General features: G+C 69.3%; 15 protein-coding genes and 3 pseudogenes. 11 read left to right on the forward strand and 7 right to left on the reverse strand.

Features of this window, described 5'->3' with window-relative positions; all coding sequences use genetic code 11:
- Positions 1-50 precede the first annotated feature (50 nt).
- Entirely contained in the window at positions 51-830 is a 780-nt protein-coding gene (locus BS73_RS09105) for a FadR/GntR family transcriptional regulator (protein WP_037570975.1), read from the forward strand.
- Positions 827-1,639: a gamma-glutamyl-gamma-aminobutyrate hydrolase family protein gene (locus BS73_RS09110; RefSeq protein WP_322987248.1), complete on the forward strand. Its 813-nt coding sequence runs from the start codon at positions 827-829 to the stop codon at positions 1,637-1,639. The genes BS73_RS09105 and BS73_RS09110 overlap by 4 nt, the downstream gene beginning before the upstream one ends.
- A 165-nt stretch (positions 1,640-1,804) precedes the next feature.
- On the opposite strand, the gene BS73_RS09115 is transcribed toward BS73_RS09110, so the two are convergent.
- Together BS73_RS09115 and BS73_RS09120 are read right to left on the reverse strand one after the other, a co-directional pair.
- Positions 1,805-4,438: an ABC transporter permease/substrate binding protein gene (locus BS73_RS09115; RefSeq protein WP_037570977.1), complete on the reverse strand. Its 2,634-nt coding sequence runs from the start codon at positions 4,436-4,438 to the stop codon at positions 1,805-1,807.
- Positions 4,438-5,568, reverse strand: a complete 1,131-nt coding sequence (locus BS73_RS09120; protein ID WP_235215356.1) for a quaternary amine ABC transporter ATP-binding protein — start codon at positions 5,566-5,568, stop codon at positions 4,438-4,440. Before BS73_RS09120 ends, BS73_RS09115 begins: the two co-directional genes overlap by 1 nt.
- A 402-nt stretch (positions 5,569-5,970) precedes the next feature.
- Here BS73_RS09120 and BS73_RS09125 point away from each other — a divergent pair, with 402 nt between their 5' ends.
- From BS73_RS09125 to BS73_RS37180, 4 genes and pseudogenes are all read left to right on the forward strand, one after another.
- Entirely contained in the window at positions 5,971-6,912 is a 942-nt protein-coding gene (locus BS73_RS09125; RefSeq protein WP_037578823.1) for a 5'-3' exonuclease, read from the forward strand.
- Between the two features lie 198 nt (positions 6,913-7,110).
- Positions 7,111-8,211, forward strand: a pseudogene (locus tag BS73_RS41100) (IS630 family transposase).
- Between the two features lie 142 nt (positions 8,212-8,353).
- On the forward strand, positions 8,354-8,809 hold the full coding sequence (locus tag BS73_RS37175) for a hypothetical protein (RefSeq protein WP_152617556.1): 456 nt from the start codon (positions 8,354-8,356) through the stop codon (positions 8,807-8,809).
- Positions 8,787-9,428: a hypothetical protein gene (locus BS73_RS37180; RefSeq protein WP_152617557.1), complete on the forward strand. Its 642-nt coding sequence runs from the start codon at positions 8,787-8,789 to the stop codon at positions 9,426-9,428. Before BS73_RS37175 ends, BS73_RS37180 begins: the two co-directional genes overlap by 23 nt.
- A 799-nt stretch (positions 9,429-10,227) precedes the next feature.
- Here the strand turns inward: BS73_RS37180 and BS73_RS09140 are convergent.
- Both BS73_RS09140 and BS73_RS35985 read right to left on the reverse strand, forming a co-directional pair.
- On the reverse strand, positions 10,228-10,503 hold the full coding sequence (locus BS73_RS09140) for a hypothetical protein (RefSeq protein WP_037570980.1): 276 nt from the start codon (positions 10,501-10,503) through the stop codon (positions 10,228-10,230).
- A 93-nt stretch (positions 10,504-10,596) separates the two neighbouring features.
- Complete coding sequence (locus BS73_RS35985; protein ID WP_235215358.1) at positions 10,597-10,764, reverse strand: AAA family ATPase; 168 nt, start codon at positions 10,762-10,764, stop codon at positions 10,597-10,599.
- 213 nt (positions 10,765-10,977) lie between these two features.
- Between BS73_RS35985 and BS73_RS09145 the strand changes: the two are divergent.
- The 3 genes and pseudogenes from BS73_RS09145 to BS73_RS35990 all read left to right on the forward strand — a co-directional run bounded on the left by BS73_RS09145 (position 10,978) and on the right by BS73_RS35990 (position 13,828).
- Positions 10,978-12,180 (forward strand): annotated as a pseudogene (locus BS73_RS09145) (IS256 family transposase).
- A 143-nt stretch (positions 12,181-12,323) separates the two neighbouring features.
- Complete coding sequence (locus BS73_RS09150) at positions 12,324-12,692, forward strand: effector-associated constant component EACC1 (RefSeq protein ID WP_037570982.1); 369 nt, start codon at positions 12,324-12,326, stop codon at positions 12,690-12,692.
- Positions 12,689-13,828: a caspase family protein gene (locus BS73_RS35990; protein ID WP_084703922.1), complete on the forward strand. Its 1,140-nt coding sequence runs from the start codon at positions 12,689-12,691 to the stop codon at positions 13,826-13,828. Before BS73_RS09150 ends, BS73_RS35990 begins: the two co-directional genes overlap by 4 nt.
- A 415-nt stretch (positions 13,829-14,243) precedes the next feature.
- Here the strand turns inward: BS73_RS35990 and BS73_RS09160 are convergent, their stop codons facing one another.
- Together BS73_RS09160 and BS73_RS09165 are read right to left on the reverse strand one after the other, a co-directional pair.
- Complete coding sequence (locus tag BS73_RS09160) at positions 14,244-14,636, reverse strand: type II toxin-antitoxin system VapC family toxin (RefSeq protein ID WP_037570988.1); 393 nt, start codon at positions 14,634-14,636, stop codon at positions 14,244-14,246.
- Entirely contained in the window at positions 14,633-14,905 is a 273-nt protein-coding gene (locus tag BS73_RS09165; protein WP_084703923.1) for a hypothetical protein, read from the reverse strand. Before BS73_RS09165 ends, BS73_RS09160 begins: the two co-directional genes overlap by 4 nt.
- Positions 14,906-14,971: 66 nt before the next feature.
- Between BS73_RS09165 and BS73_RS39360 the strand changes: the two are divergent.
- Positions 14,972-15,261, forward strand: a pseudogene (locus BS73_RS39360) (5'-3' exonuclease H3TH domain-containing protein); the annotation flags it as partial.
- 105 nt (positions 15,262-15,366) lie between these two features.
- On the opposite strand, the gene BS73_RS09170 reads toward BS73_RS39360, so the two are convergent.
- Positions 15,367-16,347 carry a LysR family transcriptional regulator gene (locus BS73_RS09170; RefSeq protein WP_037578824.1) on the reverse strand — a complete coding sequence of 327 codons (981 nt, stop codon included), beginning with the start codon at positions 16,345-16,347 and terminating at the stop codon, positions 15,367-15,369.
- A gap of 95 nt (positions 16,348-16,442) precedes the next feature.
- Here BS73_RS09170 and BS73_RS09175 point away from each other — a divergent pair, with 95 nt between their 5' ends.
- Positions 16,443-17,813 (forward strand): nuclear transport factor 2 family protein, encoded by a 1,371-nt coding sequence (locus tag BS73_RS09175; protein WP_037570994.1) that lies wholly within the window; start codon positions 16,443-16,445, stop codon positions 17,811-17,813.
- The last annotated feature ends 7 nt before the right edge of the window (positions 17,814-17,820 follow it).

The raw sequence follows: 17,820 nt of genomic DNA on the forward strand, positions 1-17,820 counted from the left end.
GTGCCCAAAGGTATGGTATTGAGCCATTGAAGCGGAAGGGGGCGACACGGATGGAGTCGCAGCTGGGCTCCGCCCTGCGGCCGGTGCGCTCGGGGAACACCTTCGAGGAGGCGGTGCAGCGGATACTCCAGGTGGTCCGGCTCGGCCTGGTCCCGGTCGGCGGCAAGCTGCCGCCCGAGCGCGAGCTGGCGGAGCGCCTCGGGATAAGCCGGGTGACCCTCCGCGAGGCGCTGCGCGTCCTCCAGGAGAACGGCGTCCTGGAGATACGCCGGGGCAGGTACGGCGGGGCCTTCGTCCTGGACGCGGCGCCGGGGCCGGGGCCGGGCGGGGCGGACGGCGCCGGCGGGCCCGGGCCGGCCGGCGGCACGGCCGAGGAGATCGACGGCGTGCTGCGGTTCCGCGAGGTGCTGGAGACCGGCGCCGCCGAGCTGGCCGCCGAGCGGATGGCCGGGCGGATACCGGTGGCGGTGGCCGGCACGGAAGCCGCCTCGGCGCTGCGGACCCGCCTCGCCGAGTGCGCGGCCGCGCCGCTGGACGGCTACCGCCCCGCGGACACCCTGCTGCACCTGGCGATCGTCGCCCTGGCCGGTTCGCCCCAGCTCTCCGCGCAGTACGCGGAGGTACGGGCGGCGGTCAACCGGCTGCTGGACCGCATCCCCCTGCTCGCCCCCAATCTGGCGCACTCGGAGGAGCAGCACGCGCACCTGGTCGAGGCGATCCTGGCCGGGGACGCGCCCGCCGCGCGCGCGGTCGCCCGCGACCATGCCCGCGGCTCGGCGGCCCTGCTGCGCGGGTTCCTCGGCGAGGCCCAAGGACAGGAGGACAGTTGACCATTCCCACCACCGTCACCACCGCCACCTTCACCACCACCGCCGCCACCGCCTCGTCGCCCCCGCCCTCCCGGCGCCGGCCGCTGATCGGGCTCAGCACCTATCTGGAGACCGCCGCCTGGGGCATCTGGCACGACCAGCACGCGGCCCTGCTCCCGCAGGCGTACTCCACCCTGGTGGCCCGCTCCGGCGGGAACCCGGTGCTGCTGCCGCCGCTCCCGCCGGACGAGGCGGGCGGCGGGCAGGCCGCCCGCGCGGCGGAGACCGTCGCCCGGCTGGACGGCGTGGTGCTCACCGGCGGCCCGGACGTCGACCCGGCCCGCTACGGCGCCGCACCGCACCCGGCGACCGGCCGGCCGTCCCGGCCGCGCGACTCCTGGGAGGCCGCGCTGGCGGAGGCCGCGCTGGCCGCCGGGACCCCGCTGCTGGGCGTCTGCCGCGGGATGCAGGTGCTCAACGTGGTGCTCGGGGGCGATCTGACCCAGCATCTGCCGGACGCGGTCGGCCACAGCGGGCACAATCCGGTCCCCGGGGAGTTCTCCGTCCACCCCGTCAGTGTTCTTCCGGGCACCGCGCTGGCCGCGATCCTGCCGCCCGGGGACGGCCCGCTGGACGTGCCCATCCATCACCACCAGGGGGTGAACCGGCTCGGCCGCGGCCTGGCGGTCTCCGCCCGAGCCGAGGACGGCGTCCCCGAGGCGCTCGAACTCCCGCCCGCGGTACACCCGTTCGCCCTCGCCGTGCAGTGGCACCCGGAGCAGGCGGACGACCTGCGGCTGACCGAGGCGCTGGTCCGAGCGGCGTCCTGAACCCGGGGCGGGGCGCAGGCCCGTCGAAAGCGCGGGCCCGTCGAAAGCGCGGGGCCGCTCGGCAGCGCAGGCCGGAAACGCCGGCCGGAGACGCGAGGGGCGCGGGGAAACGCGAGAGGCGCGGGGAACCGGAGTTCCCCGCGCCCCTGCCGGCGTTCGGCGGCGTCAGCCGGTGGGAGCCAGCTGGTCGACGATGGCCGGGTTCTCGGACATCCACTTCGAGACGCCCTTGTCCGGCTCGTCCTTGCCCTGCGCCTGGATCTCGTTCTCCAGCGTCGAGAGCTGCGACTCGGACAGGTGGAACTTCTTCAGCCACCCGGCGATCTGCGGGAACTTCTGCGGGAAGTCCTTGTACGCCAGGGTGTCGATCTGGTCACCGGCGCCGAAGGCCTTCTGCGGGTCGGCGAGCTTGGTCAGGCTGTACTTGGCGTACGCCCAGTGCGGCGACCAGAGCACGACCGCGATCGGCTTCTTCTGCGCGTAGGCCCGCTCCAGTTCGGCGAGCATCGCCGGCGAGGAGCCCGGGACCAGCTGGAACTTCTTGTCCAGGCCGTACTTCGGCATCACCGAGGTCTTGATGATGTTCATCTCACCGGTGCCCGGCTCGATGCCGATGATCTTCCCGCCGAACTCGTCCGCGTGCGCGGCCAGGTCGGAGAGCGAGTGGACGTCCTTGACGTAGGACGGCACCGTGATCTCCAGTGAGGTCGGCGAGTACCAGGAGCCCAGATTGACCAGGTTCTGCTTGTACTTGGCCCAGTACTGCGACTGCGCGTGCGGCAGCCAGCCGTCGGTCTCGAAGTCGACCTGGCCGTCGGCCATCGCGGTGAACATCGAGCCCACGTCGAACTGCTGGAGCTTGACCTTGTACCCGCGGCGGGTCAGGACGTCCCTCCACAGGTAGCTGGTGGCGACGTCCTCGTCCCAGGGGAAGTAGCCCAGGGTGACGGTCTTGCCGCCGCCGGCCGAGCCGGCCGGGGCCGAGGTGCCGCCGGGAACCGGGGCGATCTTGTCCAGGAAGCCGGGGTTCTGGGCCATCCACTTCTTGGCCGCGGCCTGCTGCGCGGAGGCCTGGTCACCGGAGGAGTGGACCATGTTCTCCAGCGAGCTGAGCTGCGCCTCGGAGAGGTGGAACTTCTTCAGCCAGTCGGAGACCACGCTGTTCTTCTGCGCCCAGCCCTTGTTGGCCAGGGTGTGGATGCCGTCACCGGAGCCGAAGGCCCCCTTGGGGTCGGTCAGCTTGGTCAGCTTGTACTTGGCGTACGCCCAGTGCGGGGTCCAGAGGACGGCCGCGATCGGCTTCTTCTGGCTGTACGCGCGGTCCAGCTGGGTGAGCATCGTCGCGGTGGACGAGGCCTGCAGGGTCATCTTGCCGTTGAGCCCGTAGGCCGGCATGACCTTGGACTGCAGCAGCTTCATCTCGCCCGCGCCCGGCTCGATGCCGGTGATCTTCCCGCCGAACTCGCTCGCGTGCGCGGCCAGGTCGGAGAGCGAGTGGACGTCCTTGACGTAGGACGGCACCGCGATCTCCAGCGAGGTCTTCGGGTACCAGGTGCCCAGGTCGGTCAGCTTCGACTTGTACTGCTTCCAGTACGAGGCGTGGGTGGTGGGCAGCCAGCCGTCCGTCATGAAGTCGTTGGAGCCGGTGGCGATGGAGGTGAACACGGCGCCGACGTCCATCTGCTGGGTGTGCGGCTGGAATCCGCGCTCCTTGAGCGCCTCCGCCCACAGCGCGGTGGTCGCCACGTCCTCGTCCCAGTTGATGTAACCGATGTTGACCGACTGCCCCTTGCCGACATCACTGCCGGAGGCCACCGTCGAGCTCGTCCCGCCGTGCGACTGCGAGTAGTTGAGCCCGCCCGCGACCAGTGCCAGCACGACCACGCCGACCACGGCGAAGGCGCCGGCCGGGCGGTAGCGGAGTACGGCCCAGCCCCGGAAGGAGTTGGCCTTGGCCAGCGCCCGGCGGCCGATCGGGGAGACCCGCTGGCCCAGCGAACCGGTCATCCGGTCCAGGTACATGGCGAGGATGACGACGGCGACGCCGCCCTCGACGCCCTGGCCGACGTCGACCGAGGAGATCGCGGTGTAGATGGACTGGCCCAGGCCGGGCGCGCCGACCATGGCGGAGATGACCACCATGGAGAGCGAGAGCATGATCACCTGGTTGACGCCGGCCATGATGGTCGGCAGCGCCAGCGGCAGCTGCACCCGGAAGAGGGTGCGGCGCGGAGTGGTGCCGAACGCCTCGGCCGCCTCCACCAGGTCGCCGTCCACCTGCCGGATGCCGAGGTCGGTCATCCGCACGCCGGGCGGCATGGAGAAGACGATGGTGGCGATGGACGCCGGGACGACGCCGCTGCCGAAGAAGAGGATGCCGGGGATCAGGTAGACGAAGGCCGGCATGGTCTGCATCAGGTCGAGCACCGGCCGGAGGATCGCGTTCCCGGTCTTCGTCCGGGCCGCCCAGATGCCCAGCGGTACGGCGAAGACGAGGGTGATCACACTCGCCACGATCACCTGCGACATGGTCTGCATCGCCGGCTGCCACAGTTCGAGCGAGTCGATGACGGCGAGGCCGACGAAGGCCAGCACACCGGCGAGCGGCCCGCGCAGCCAGAGGGCGATCACCGCGAAGATGCCGGCGAGCAGCAGCGGCTGCGGCTTGTCCAGCACCCAGTTGACGCCGTTGAACATGTCGTTGATCACGGTGGTGACCGCGTCGAAGAACGGCTGCACGTTGTTCGTCAGCCAGGTGACGACGTGTTCGGCCCAGTTGCCCAGCGGAAGGCGGTACATCAGCGGCCCCCTTCCTGCTTCTTGACCTCGTCGGACTCGACGTGGAGGTCGGCGTTGACGGTCTCACCGGCGCGGGTGCTCACGGCGGAGGCCGCGGTGAGCGAGGTCCTGGCGCCGTCCACGGCGGGCGCCGGCGGCGCGGCGGGCGCGGAGGGCGTCGGCGGCGCGGAGGGCGTCGGCGCGGTCGCGGTGCCGGCCTTGGCGGCTGCCTTGGCGGCCGGGGCCGCCGGAGCCGCGGCGGTCGTGGCGGTCGCGGTCGCGGCCGGCTTCGCCGCCGTCTGCGCCGGGGCGGCCTTCTTGCCCGCCCGGCCCAGCACCTTGTCCGGGTCGACGTCCTCGACGAAGGTGGCGACGTAGTCGTCCGCCGGGTCGAGGAGGATCTCGCGCGGGGTGCCGATCTGCACGATCCGGCCGTCCCGCATCATCGCGATGCGGTCGCCCAGCTTCATCGCCTCGTTGAGGTCGTGGGTGATGAAGACGATGGACTTGCGCAGGGTCTGCTGGAGCTCCAGCAGCTGGTCCTGCATCTCCCGCCGGATCAGCGGGTCGAGCGCGCTGAAGGACTCGTCCATCAGCAGCAGCTCGGCGTCGGTGGCGAGCGCCCGGGCGAGGCCCACGCGCTGCTGCATACCGCCGGAGAGCTCGTCGGGGAAGGAGTCCGCCCAGCCCTCGAGGCCGACCATCCGCAGCGCCTCCTCGGCGCGCTGGGTGCGCTCGGCCTTCGACAGCTGCTGCACCTCGAGGCCGTAGGCCGCGTTCTCCAGCACGCTGCGGTGCGGGAAGAGCGCGAAATGCTGGAAGACCATACTGATCCGGCGCGCCCGCACGGCCCGTAGATCCTTGTCCGACAGCTGGGACACGTCCTGGCCGTCGAAGAGGACCCGGCCCGAGGTGGGTCGGTTGAGCCCGTTCAGCATCCGCAGAAGTGTGGACTTGCCGGAGCCGGAAAGGCCCATCACGACGAAGATCTCACCCGGCTCGACGGTGAAGGAGGCGTCGACCACGGCGGCCGTGGTGCCCTCCTCCCGAAGCCGCTCGCGGTCGGTGGAGCCGGAGCGCAGCCGCTCGACGGCCTGCTCGGGCTTCCTCCCGAAGACTTTGAAGAGTTGGTCGGCTTCCAGCGTCGACACATCGACCTCTCGGTTCGGCGGTAAACAGCAAAGCGCGGCTCGCCGGCCCACGACGGTGGCTGGCCGGCGGTCCGCCTCAGCTGTGGAGCGATCGCCTTCCGGACGAACACCCGGGGTAGCCGGCATTCCGCGTGGAAACGCGCAAGACCGCATCGGGCTGCTCCGCAATTTCGGCTACCCAGGGCAATCACTTAGGGAAACCAAACGTGATGTTCACCGACGGTTAATCCGATTTGCCCGTCGCTCGATGTCCGATTCGTGCGCATAAAAGGCGTTTTCGCCGATGCCGTTTCGTCACCTCGCCGTGATCAACCCTGCCGGGCCCTCACGAGCTCCGGCGGATTGTCGGTGGTGTACGGCATCATGCCCGGTGTGAGCACTTCGAGCACCGCCCCCCGCCTGATGCTGCTGGACTCGGCCAGCCTCTACTTCCGCGCGCACTTCGGCGTGCCGGAGACGCTTCGCTCCCCCGACGGCCGGCCGGTCAACGCCGTGCGCGGCCTGCTCGACTTCATCGCCCGGCTGGTCGCCGACCACACCCCGGACCAGCTGGTCGCCTGCATGGACGCGGACTGGCGGCCGCGGTGGCGGGTGGAGCTCATCCCCTCCTACAAGGCGCACCGGGTCGCCGAGGAGCCGGAGCCCGGCGCGGCGGAGGGCGAGACCGAGGAGATCCCGGACACCCTCTCCCCCCAGGTCCCGATCATCGAGGCGGTGCTGGACGCCCTCGGCATCGCGCGGGTCGGCGTCCCCGACTACGAGGCGGACGACGTCATCGGCACGCTGGCGACCAGGCATCGCGGCCCGGTGGACGTGGTCACCGGGGACCGCGACCTCTTCCAGCTGGTCGACGACGCGCGCGGGGTCCGGGTGCTCTACCCGGTCAAGGGGATGGGCAATCTGCAGCTCACCGACGAAGCCCTGCTGGTCGAGAAGTACGCGGTCAGCGGCGCCCAGTACGCCGACCTCGCCGCCCTGCGCGGCGACCCCAGCGACGGCCTCCCCGGCGTCCCCGGCGTCGGCGAGAAGACCGCGGCCAAGCTGATCGCCCAGTACGGCGACCTCCCCGCGATCCGCGCCGCGGCCGCCGACCCCGCCAGCAAGCTCACCCCCACCCAGCGCAAACGCCTCACCGACGCCGCCGACTACCTCGACGTCGCCCCCCAGGTCGTCCGCGTCGCCACCGACATCCCCCTCCCCGCCTTCGACCCCACCCTCCCCCGCGAACCCCTCGACCCGATGACCCTGGAAGACCTCTCCACCCGCTGGGGCCTCGGCACCTCCCTCACCCGCCTGCTGGACACCCTCGCCACCCACGGCCATAAAAGTGAGCCAGCCCCCTGAGACCAGGGCCCTAGGTTGTAGTGCCGCACCCCTGAGCGCCGGGCACGGAAAATCTCACGGCCCCATACCCGGCGCGATGGTGCCGCTGCGCAGCTTCCCAGCTATCGCAGTCGAGCTCACAAGGTGTTGGTACTCAGATTAGATCCGTGATGTCCGAGGGGGCGTGACGCGGGGTGATCCCTGCGCTATGTCCTGGTCATGCGGTATGCGCAGGGCGGCGGGTTGACGCCTGTCAGCAGGAGAAGCGGGAGGCCGTGCGGCTAGAGGCGGCCAGGCGGTTCGAGGCCGGGGCGGGCACCGCGCAGGTCGCGGCCGAGTTGCGGGTGACGGATCGGTCGGTGCGCCGATGGCGGCGGCCTGGCGGCGCGGGGGCGTGGCGGCGTTGGCCTCGGCCGGGCCGATGTCGGTGGAGCGGCTCTCGCCGGCTCAGTGGCGGCGGCTGGAGGCGGAGTTGAGGCCGGGGCCGCTGGCGCACGGCTTCGACGATGAGCATCAGGGCTGGACGCTGAAGCGGGTCAAGCTGCTGATCGGGCGGCTGTTCCACACCGGCTACACGCTGCAGGGGGTGTGGCGGCTGCTGCGGCGGCACGGCTGGAGCTGCCAGGTGCCCGTGCGCCGCGCGCTGGAGCGGGACGAGGCGGCGATCGAGGTGGGAAAGGCCGAGGTGTGGCCGCGGGTAAAAGTACCGCGCACGACCTGGGCGCCCATGTCTGCTTCGCAGACGAGAGCGGGCAATCGCTGATTCCGCCCAGGGGCCGGACCTGGGCACCGCGCGGGCAGCGGCCGGTGGTGCGGGTGGCAGGCCGGCGCGCGGGCCGGGTGAACATCGCCGGGGCGGTGTGCTTCAAGCCCGGGGTGCGGCCGCGGATGTTCTTCTAGCTGCACGTCCATCACGGGCGGCGCGGCGAGGCGAAGGCGTTCACCTGGGGTGATTACCGGGACTTCACCCGGGTGGTGCACGAGCAGCCGGGCACCCCGGTGGTGTGGTGCTGGGACAATTTGAACGTGCACCTGCAGCAGGAGCTGTTCGACTTCGAGGCGGAGCACAGGGACTGGCTGGTCATCTTCCAACTGCCGCCGTACGCGCCCGAGATCAATCCCCAGGAGGGGATCTGGAGCCTGCTCAAGCGGGCCCTGGCCGACTTCGCCGCCGCCGACCTGGCGCACCTGACCCGGGTGATCGAGCGCAAGCTGAAGAACATCCAGTACCGGCCCCACCTGATCGAGGACTGCCTACCGCCCACCGGACTCGACCTCGCCGGCCTGATCAAGGCACCGGACATCGCGGATTCAACCTGAGTACCAGCCGCCCCAGGGACAAGCAGTGTGATGTGATACACATCCAGGCGAGGCGCTGCCAATGAAGGCTGCGGGGACTGCGCGCTCGCGGTAGATTTCAGCCTCATCACTTCGAGCGTGCCACGGGGGAGGAGACTGGGACATGGTCGATCCCAACTTAGTCGCGTTAGCAACTGGCGCTGGAGGTAACGTCGTTGCCTCCATGATCACGGGGAGTGCCCTCGTCATCCGCGCACGGCTCACACAGTATTTTCGAGCAGGCACCCCCGACGAGCTGGCCTCGGCCCTTGCTGCCTATGACAATGATGCTCGGGCCTTTGAGGAATGGGTACGCGCAACCAGGTCTAACCCGGAGCTGGCTTCTGAACTCGCCAGCACCAAGGCGCAGCTCTCCCAAGAGTGGACTCGACGCCTAGTCGAGTTCATAATCACCCATCCCGCCGCCAAGGCCGACCTCGAAGCCTTAGCCACAGTGACAGATCCTCCGAAATACGGAAATCAGCTCAACGCCGGATCCGGAACGTTTGTCAATGGAACCGTCTTCGGGGGATTCACAACTCGTACGGGGAATCTTCATGAAGCAGAACATCGGCAATGAACCCCCGCACGAGCAACATAATACCGGCCCGGGAACGTTTGTCAATGGAAATGTCGAAGGCGGAATCCGAAACCTCTTCTTCCTTGCCCCGGGGCGTACGCGAGATCCAGGCCGCAGCCAGCCTAGCGGATCGAATCACCCAAAAGAACCCAACGAGGAGCAGGATAGTCCCGGTGCCTGCCTAGGCGAAGCGCTGTTTATCGGCATGTTCCCTGCCTCTCTGATCGCTTACGCTTTTGATTTATTTCCGATACAAGGATTCTCCGAGCATCCTTCAATCGTAGAGCGGGTAGCCTGCGGATCCCTTGGATCCTTCTTGCTATTGATGTGCTCGGCATGCGCTTTCGCGAGAATGACACAGATCTTCGCCATGTGGGCACGCAGAGCTGCGGATTCGGCCAAATCCAACGCCCCGAACTATCGACTAGTTGCTACAGCGAATGCCAAAACTTCCGATGTAGCGGCATCACTGGCTCACATTTCAGCAGCCATAGCCTCTTTTATCGCGATTCTGTTCGGGTGGTTTTCGCTAGGAGGAACCGTGTCTGCCCGGGCACATAAGGCCAGCGCACAGGCGACAGCCAGCGCAGCAGAAGCCTGGTCTCAGGTCCGCAAATAAAAAGCAGGAAGTACCGAACCTCAGCAACCGGCCGGCAGTCTTGCCACTGCCCAGGCGAGAAGGCGTTCGCCAAACTCACAGTCACATCCGCCTGCCGGGGTTGGGTCAAGGGCAGCCCATGACCGCAGGATCACCTCGTCGCACTCACCCCGCTTCCGTCTCCCCGAAACGTTTGGGGCCAGAGCAGCGCAGCAGCGAATACCATTTGACGTAGAATGCCAAAGGATTTCCGGCGCTAGCGATCTCCTTCAAGGCGCCGCCGACGATGGCAATCCCATCCCCTTTTGGGCTCGGCTAACACTCGACTGTCCAAGGAAGTGCCTCACCAGTCCGCATAGCAGCGCAGCACGCAGACATCTGAGACCCAGGCGAGTTCCTGGCCGGAATCCCGCGGTCCGCCTGACCAGTTCTCCGGGGCTCGGTGGCCGCGATCAAGAGGGGTTCACTACTGCCAGGCCGACTACCCATTCCTCTGAGTAGCCATGGTGAGATTCCCTTCAGCGAAGTGCCCAGTGATGATCCGCGAGCGGACGGCGTACGCCTCCATCGAGCCACAACCGCCGGATGATGGATGATCATCACAGTGCACTCCCAGCTTGCGACCGGAAAGCGGCGGGCGCGGGGGAAGGTGCAACCGACCGGCCGAGCCCACCCGCTGGCCGCCGCGCTTGTCTGACCCGACGTGGTTTCCGGCCGTTTCTAATGGCTCTTGGACGGTGTCGCGGAGCCAGATGACGATCGCTGCGACGCGCGGAATTGCTCCCGCTTGCTGACGCAGGGTTCAGCCGCCGACAGGCGGTCATTCTCTACATGGAGGGACGTCCTCGGCGATGAACGTGAACGTGTCGGTGGCCGGGTCGGCCGCGACGCGGAGGGCGAGACGAGTCTCCATAGCATTGAACACGCCGTCTGCCGTGCAGGCGTTGCCGAAGCCGGTGGGCTCAGCGCGGCGGCGTCGGTCGATCCATTGTGCGGCCTGGTCCGCAGCCTCCGGCGTAAGGATGTAGCCGTCCGCCGCACCTCTCCGGCGCAGGATCTCGACGATCTCCGAGGTGCTGTACGGCGGAAACCACACGCTCCGTGAAGCGGGAGGCCAGGTCGCTGTTGCTGCGCAAAAACGCGCCTTATCACGCGGGTAGCCAATGCCAATCACCAGGAGTCGGTCGTTTCAGTGGTCCAGCTCCCTGACCAAGGCGTCGACGGCCTCAGTGTTCAGGGCGTATACCTCATCGATGACGAGCACCCCATCAAGGGCCTCATGCACGACTGCGCGGACCTTGGGCGCGCTCTGGCCGACGCCCTTGGCATCCAATTCAGCGCACGTGACCTCCAACATGTGGCCCTTGCGTAGCAGCCCTAGGTCGTGGAGCCATTCGCCGAAATTCCGTGCCACGGTGGTTGCCGGGGAATGTAAATCTAACGGCGGGTCCGACGATCACGGGAGAGACGTCAAGTGACTGACACCGCCGTGGAGTTGGAGACCGTGGAGCCTGTGGAGAACGCTGAGCCCGGCCGGCCCGCGCCCGTCTCCGACGAGGAGCTGGTCGCGATGCTGGTGGAGCGGGCCCGCTCCGGGGGCTGCAGCTGAGCGGGGAGGGTAGGCTGCTGCAGCAGCTGACCAAGCGGGTGCTGGAGTCCGCCCTGGAGGGCGAGATCACCGACCACCTCGGCTATGACAAGCACGATGCGGCCGGCCGGGGCAGCGGCAACTCCCGCAACGGGGGCCGGACCAAGACCGTGCTGACCGACGTCGGACCGGTCGAGGTCAAGGTCCCGCGCGACACCTCCGGCACGTTCGAACCGCAGATCGTCAAGAAGCGGCAGCGGCGGCTGACCGGGGTGGACGAGATGGTCTTGTCGCTGTCCGCGAAGGGCCTCACACACGGCGAGATCGCCGCGCACCTGGCCGAGGTCTACGGGGCGGAGGTCTCCAAGCAGACCATCTCCACCATCACCGACCAGGCCATGGAGGGCATGGCCGCCTGGCAGAGCCGTCCGCTGCACCGCGTCTACCCGGTCCTGTTCATGGACGCCATCAACGTGAAGATCCGTGACCAGCAGGTCGCGAACCGGCCGATCTACCTGGTCATGCCGGTGACTGCGGACGGCGAACGCGACATCCTCGGGATCGGGGCGGGCTAGGGCGGTGAGGGCGCGAAGTACTGGCTGCAGGTGTTCACCGAGCTGAAGAACCGCGGCCTTCAGGACGTGCTGATGCTCATCTGCGACGGCCTCAAGGGGATGCCGGACGCGGTAGAGGCCACCTGGCCTCGAACAATTGTCCAGACCTGCATGGTCACCTGCTACGGAACAGGTTCCGCTACGCGGCCCGGCAGGACTGGGACAAGCTCGCCAAGGCCCTCAAGCCCATCTACACGGCGCCGAGTGCGGAGGCGGCCGAGGAGCGGTTCTTGGCGTTCACCGAGGCCTGGGGCAAGAGGTATCCAGCGATCGTGAAGCTGTGGTCCGATGCCTGGGCCGAGGTCGTTCCCTTCCTCGCCTACGACGTGGAGATCCGCAAGGTCATCTGCTCCACGAACGCGATCGAGTCGGTCAACGACGCATCCGCACGGCGGTGCGGGCCCGCGGCCACTTTCCTACGGAGGCCGCCGCGTTGAAGTGCGTCTACCTGGCGCTGATGAGCCTGGATCCGACCGGGAAGGGCCGCCGCCGGTGGACGATGCGCTGGAAGGCGCCGCTGAATGCCTACCAGATCGCCTTCGACGGCCGACTCACCACCAACGACCGCTGACCGCCTCAACGACCAAGCTCAGCCGTTAAGTTGACACACCCCAACGATGCAGTGCGCGTGCAAGCCGAGCGGTGAACGGGCAGTATGCGTGCGTAGGGCGGGCGACCGCCGCAGACTCAGCAACTGTCGGGGAGGGGCCGGGGATGCAGGTACTCGTGCGCTTGAAAGGCGATCATCCCGAGGGCGAACTCCGCAGTCTTCACAACTGGCTGCGCGACGATCGAGAGACGCGCCGCACGGCCACGATCTCGCTGGTGGAGAAGCCGCTCGAACCAGGCGCGATGGGCGGCGAACTGGACGCCATCAAGCTCGTTACCGAGAACGTCTGGAGCGCGGCAGCATTCCTCATGACCGTGGTCACCTGGCGGCGCACTCGTCCAAAGCCCGCGCAGATCACCATTCGTCGCGGCGACCTCGAAGTGACTCTCGAGAAGGGCACCGACGATGAGATCGAACGGGTGATCGCCGCCTTGGGTTCCTCGTCCGATCTCCGTCGCGAGAGCGACGAATGAAGGGTTTGCCTGAGGCCGCAGCTTCGCGTGCGGTGCTGATCGGCGTAAGCCGATACAAGACTTTGCCGGCTCTACCCGCCGTCGCGAACAACCTGCCAGCTTTTGCCGAGGTACTGACGAGTCCGGATTCCTGGGGCTTGCCCGAGGAGCACTGCGTACTCGTTCCAGAGCCGAGCACCGCAGACGAGATGCTCGACCCGATCGAGGTCGCAGCCTCTCGTGCTCGCGACACCCTTCTCGTCTACTTTGCCGGCCACGGCCTGACCGTCGGTAGTCGAGGGGATCTTCTCTTGGGACTGCCCGGCTCTCGGCCGGGGCGTTCACACACCGGCGTCCGCTACGAGGAGTTGCGTGAGCTCATTCTGGGTGGGCGAGCGGAGCGCCAAGTCGTCCTGCTGGACTGCTGCTTCAGCGGGCGAGCGTTGGGCATGATGGGTGACTCGTCCGGTCTGATCGCGGATCAGGCTCAGATCGAGGGGAGCTATCTGCTCGCGGCGGCCGCCGAGAACGAGAACGCGCTGGCGGAGCCCGGGGAGGCGCACACCGCCTTCACCGGGGCCCTCCTGGATGTACTGCGCAGAGGTATCCCGGACGCCGGTCCATGGCTCGCCCTGGATGATCTCTACCACTCGTTGGCCGACTCACTTAGAGCCAAGGGCCGCCCCGAGCCGCAGAAGCGTGACCGCAACACCGCTGGGCGACTGCTCTTCGTGCGCAACCGCGCCTACCATCCGCCGTCTCGGCCTCCGCTGCTCTCCGGAGATGAACCGCCCTGGCCCGACCCCTCCGGCCTATGCACTCCCGAGGAGTTCCTCCACGCCCTTGCAGTTGTCCGGTCGCTAAGCCGATTGAGTCTTCAGGAGGTCGGGGAGCGGGCGCGGCCTCCAATGGCAGCCACGACCGTCAGCAACCTGCTCCGGCGCACCGAACTCCCCGCACGCTGGAACACGACCGCCAGATATCTTGCGGCCTGCGGACTCAGCACAGGTGAGATCGCCCGGTGGCACGAGTCCTGGACCTCCCTGCGGAGTGCTGCACCTCGACCGCCCAGCCCCCTCACCCCCAAGTCGACTGAAGATTCCGGGCAACGACGCCGCTGGCAACTCCCGCTACGTCGGCACCCCAAAACCCGGTGAACGACCAGCACTCCAACGTCGCTTCACTAATGCTGCTGGCCCGCAGTGGGGGATCCACTGACGGACGGGCTCTGGTTGGCTGCGCCCTGCCCACTTTGTGAGCTGGGCGCGAACAGACCCAACCACGAGGCCAAGAGCGCAAGGCCGATGACGATGAGCCACACCAGCGGGTTCACCTTCCGCGGCGCGGTCTGGGTCGGGCGGTTCACCCAATGCCCCGCACGGTAGTAACGGCCCGCCATCTCAACACCCCCGAAAGCCAGCGACAGTTGACCACTGCGTGATTACAGAGTGCTGCACCAACCGGGCCCTCGAGTGCCTTCACCACAAGTTGGCCGGTTTCCAGCGCGCCATGGGCCCCGGAGTCGATTCATGCCGCCAACTCGTCCTCCGACTGGCCACAGGTGGTCCAGGGTCAGACCTTGATGACAGCGACGCGAGGATCGCAGAGCATCCGAAGGTCCTCCGGATCCGACGTGAGGATGGTGGTGGGAGCGGGGGCCGCGAGGGCCGTGGCGGCGACGAGGGCATCCAGCGCGTACTTGTGACCGTGCAGGCCGGCTGCCACGAGCAGCTTGCTCGCCTGCCGGGCGATCGCCTCCGTCGGCGGCACGATGTTCACGCGCGAGACGGCGTAGTCGAAACGGGCCTGGTTCACCCGGGGATCACGCGCCTCCACCAGCGTGACCGAACTGATCACCACGCGGATGTCCTCGGCCTCGGCCGCCACCAGCCATTCGATGAGCTCGGGACTACGTCGCACGAGCTTGGACAGGCCCTCGCAGTCCAGCACCAGCGTCCCGCTCACGCCGCGTCCACGGATCCGGAAGCCTCACCGCGCAGGATCGCGCGCTTCGCCTCCACGGCCGCGTTGTCCACCGGACCGCTCGCTTCCTCAGCATCCTCGATCAGTTCGCGGAGCCGCTCGCGCTCGAGCTGGCGCTGAATAAGGGCCTCGACATACGCGGACATGCCGCGCTTGCCGATCCGCTGCCGCAAGGCCGCGATCGTCCCCTCATGCAGAGAGACGGACACCGGCCGGGTCGGACCTTCTCCGGGGGCGGGGTGCTCAGCCATGCGGGCATCATAACAAATCAATTGTTATTCTGCTTGGAGGCCGTCGATGCTGCCATGAGACCCAATCTGCATCTCACCGACGAAGCCCTGCTGGTCGAGAAGTACGCGGTCAGCGGCGCCCAGTACGCCGACCTCGCCGCCCTGCGCGACGACCCCAGCGACGGCCTCCCCGGCATCGGCGAGGAGACCGCGGCCAAGCTGATCGCCCAGTACGGCGCCCCCCCGCGATCCGCGCCGCGGCCGCCGACCCCGCCAGCAAGCTCACCCCCACCCAGCGCAAACGCCTCACCGACGCCGCCGACTACCTCGACGTCGCCCCCCAGGTCGTCCGCGTCGCCACCGACATCCCCCTCCCCGCCTTGTCGGCGGCCAGGTCTCTCCGCCCGCCTCGCCGCGCACGGCCGCAGGCCGCAAGGCGCGGGCCGCAAGCCGCAAGCCGGCCGGTCCCGCGCCCGCGGGCGTCAGCGCATCGGGCCGAAGGCGGCGGTGAGTTCGGCCAGCAGGGGGCCTGCGGCGGGATGCGGCGCCGCGGCCGCCCGGGCTGTCGGGGTGGCCGTGGGGCTTGGAGTGATCGCGTAGATCCCGCGGGTGGGGGGATCCACCAGGGCCACGGCGGAGACGTCCGCCCGCAGTGCGCCGGTCAGCACCCCCGGCATCAGGGCGATCGCGTGGCCGGTCGCCACCAGCGCCAGCTTGCCGGGCAGATCGGCCGCGGCGAGCTCGACGCGCGCGGTGACGCCGGCCCTCGCGGCATGCCGGCGCAGCATGGCCGCCGAGCCCTCGTTGTCCTCGGCCCAGGTCTGATCCGCCAACTCCGTGATCCTCAGCCGGTCCCGCCCGGCCTGCGGATGATCCGCGGGCAGCACCACCACCATCTCGTCGAGGCCCAGGAACCGCCGCTCCACCCGCGGATCATCGGGCAGCCCCGGTGGCGCGTCGGTGACCACGGCGAGGTCCAACTCGCCCACCGCCACCCGCTCGTGGAGGCGTCCGCTCAACCCCGGCAGCAGGCTCCACCTCGGGCGCGCCTCGACCGCGCCGGGCGCTTTCGCCTCCTCCCCCGCTCCTGCTTCCGGACCCGCCACCCCCGCCGCGTCGAGGACCCGCCGCATCGCGGCCGGGACCACCCCGGCGGCCAGCGACGGCGTCGCACCCACCGCCAGCGGCCGGGCGGGCACCCCGTCCCGGAGCTCCCGGACGGCCTCCACGGCCCGGTCCACCTCGTTGAGCGCGGCCAGCGCACGGCGGTGGAACACCTCCCCGGCCGGGCTCGGCCGCACGCCCCTCGGGTGCCGCTGGATCAGCGAGATCCCGAACCGCCGCTCCAGCGCGCCGATCTGACGCGAGACGGCCGACTGGGTATAGCCGAGCTCGACGGCGGCGGCGGACAGCGATCCGAGTCGGCAGACGGTCACGAACGTCCGCCAGGCGGTCAGCTCCATGCCCCGAAGTATGCCGTCGGCCATGCGTCGACGGCATGGCAGATCTGCGGTATCCGCGCTTGTCGCAGGTCAGGTCCGAACGCCAGGCTGGGGCCATGACCGAACCGCAGAACATCGCCGTCCTCGGCCTGGGCCGGATGGGCACCGCCATCGCGCAGCGACTCCTCGACGACGGTCGGCGGGTCGTCGGCTGGACGCGCTCCGGGCACGCGGGCGGCACCGCCGCCCTCGACACCGCCGCCGCCCTCGACACCGCCGCCGCTCTCGACATCGCCGCCGACCCGGACGAGGCCGTGGCGAAGGCCGAGGTCGTCCTGCTGACCCTGTTCGACGGCCAGGCCTGCCGGCAGGTGTTCGACCGGATCCTCCCCTCGCTGCCGGCGAACGGCGTCGTCGTCAACACCGGCACCGTCGCCCCGGCAGAGGCGGCCGAGCTGGCCGAGCTGCTGGGCGAGCGCTATGTCCACGCCCCCGTCCTCGGCTCGGTGCCGGCCGCCGCCACCGGCCGTCTCCACCTCCTCGCCGCGGGCAGTCCGGAGGCGCTCGACCGGATCGGCTCGGTGCTGGCGGCGCTGGGCACCGTGCGGCGGTACCCGGACGCCCGCACCGCCGCCGCTCTCAAACTGGTCGCCAACCACGCACTGGCCGGTGCCGTCCTCACACTGCGCGACACACTGCGGCAGGCCGAGGCCCTCGGCCTGTCCCGCTCCGAGGCCCTGGACGTCCTCGAACTCGGCCTGCTGGGCGACCTCGTGGCCCGCAAGCGGCACCTCCTCGGTGTCTCCCGTCTCGCGACCGACAGCGCCGCTCCCGGCCCTGCCAACGGCCCCACCGCAGGTCCCGCCAACGGCCCCACCGCCGGCCCTGCCCCCCGTCCCACCGCCGGTCCCACCCCCGATCCCGCGGCCCACTCCACCGCAACCTTCACCGTCGGCGCCCTGGCCAAGGACATGGCGCTGCTGGCCGACGCGTCAACCCTCCCCGTGCCCTGCGCGGCCGAACTCGCCTCCGCCGCTGCCTCCACCACCACCTCCTCGACCACCTCCACCACCCCCTCGGAGGCCGACATCGCAGCCCTCGCCACCGCGCCGGCCCCGGACCACGAAGCCCTCCTGGCGCCCCTGCGCGCCTACGCCCGCGGCCACGCCACCGGCGACCCCGCCCACTTCCGGACGGCGTTCCTGCCCACCGCCCACGTCGAAGGGATCCGGGACGGCGCTTTCGTCTCTTGGAGCCTGGACGAGTACTGCGCCCTCTTCCCCGGGCGGCCGGCCCCGGACGAGCCCGACCGCACCCGCCGCATCGACGCGGTGGAGGCACACGGCACCGTCGCCACCGCGTCCATGACCCTCCGGCACGGCGAGGACGTCTTCACCGACGTCTTCCTGCTGGTCCGGGTCGACGGCGGATGGCGGATCGCCAACAAGGCGTACCACCGGCGGAACGGACAATTCCTGAAAGACTGAGCACAGT

Source organism: Phaeacidiphilus oryzae TH49 (assembly GCF_000744815.1).
GTDB lineage: Bacteria > Actinomycetota > Actinomycetes > Streptomycetales > Streptomycetaceae > Phaeacidiphilus > Phaeacidiphilus oryzae.

Excerpts from the sequence above, each read along its gene's own strand:
- BS73_RS09105 (WP_037570975.1), top strand. The coding sequence starts at position 51 with ATGGAGTCGCAGCTGGGCTCCGCCCTGCGGCCGGTGCGCTCGGGGAAC.
- BS73_RS09115 (WP_037570977.1), bottom strand. The coding sequence starts at position 4,438 with ATGTACCGCCTTCCGCTGGGCAACTGGGCCGAACACGTCGTCACCTGG.
- BS73_RS09125 (WP_037578823.1), top strand. The coding sequence starts at position 5,971 with ATGCTGCTGGACTCGGCCAGCCTCTACTTCCGCGCGCACTTCGGCGTG.
- BS73_RS37175 (WP_152617556.1), top strand. The coding sequence starts at position 8,354 with ATGGTCGATCCCAACTTAGTCGCGTTAGCAACTGGCGCTGGAGGTAAC.
- BS73_RS37180 (WP_152617557.1), top strand. The coding sequence starts at position 8,787 with ATGAAGCAGAACATCGGCAATGAACCCCCGCACGAGCAACATAATACC.
- BS73_RS35985 (WP_235215358.1), bottom strand. The coding sequence starts at position 10,764 with ATGTTGGAGGTCACGTGCGCTGAATTGGATGCCAAGGGCGTCGGCCAG.
- BS73_RS09150 (WP_037570982.1), top strand. The coding sequence starts at position 12,324 with ATGCAGGTACTCGTGCGCTTGAAAGGCGATCATCCCGAGGGCGAACTC.
- BS73_RS35990 (WP_084703922.1), top strand. The coding sequence starts at position 12,689 with ATGAAGGGTTTGCCTGAGGCCGCAGCTTCGCGTGCGGTGCTGATCGGC.
- BS73_RS09165 (WP_084703923.1), bottom strand. The coding sequence starts at position 14,905 with ATGGCTGAGCACCCCGCCCCCGGAGAAGGTCCGACCCGGCCGGTGTCC.
- BS73_RS09170 (WP_037578824.1), bottom strand. The coding sequence starts at position 16,347 with ATGGAGCTGACCGCCTGGCGGACGTTCGTGACCGTCTGCCGACTCGGA.
- BS73_RS09175 (WP_037570994.1), top strand. The coding sequence starts at position 16,443 with ATGACCGAACCGCAGAACATCGCCGTCCTCGGCCTGGGCCGGATGGGC.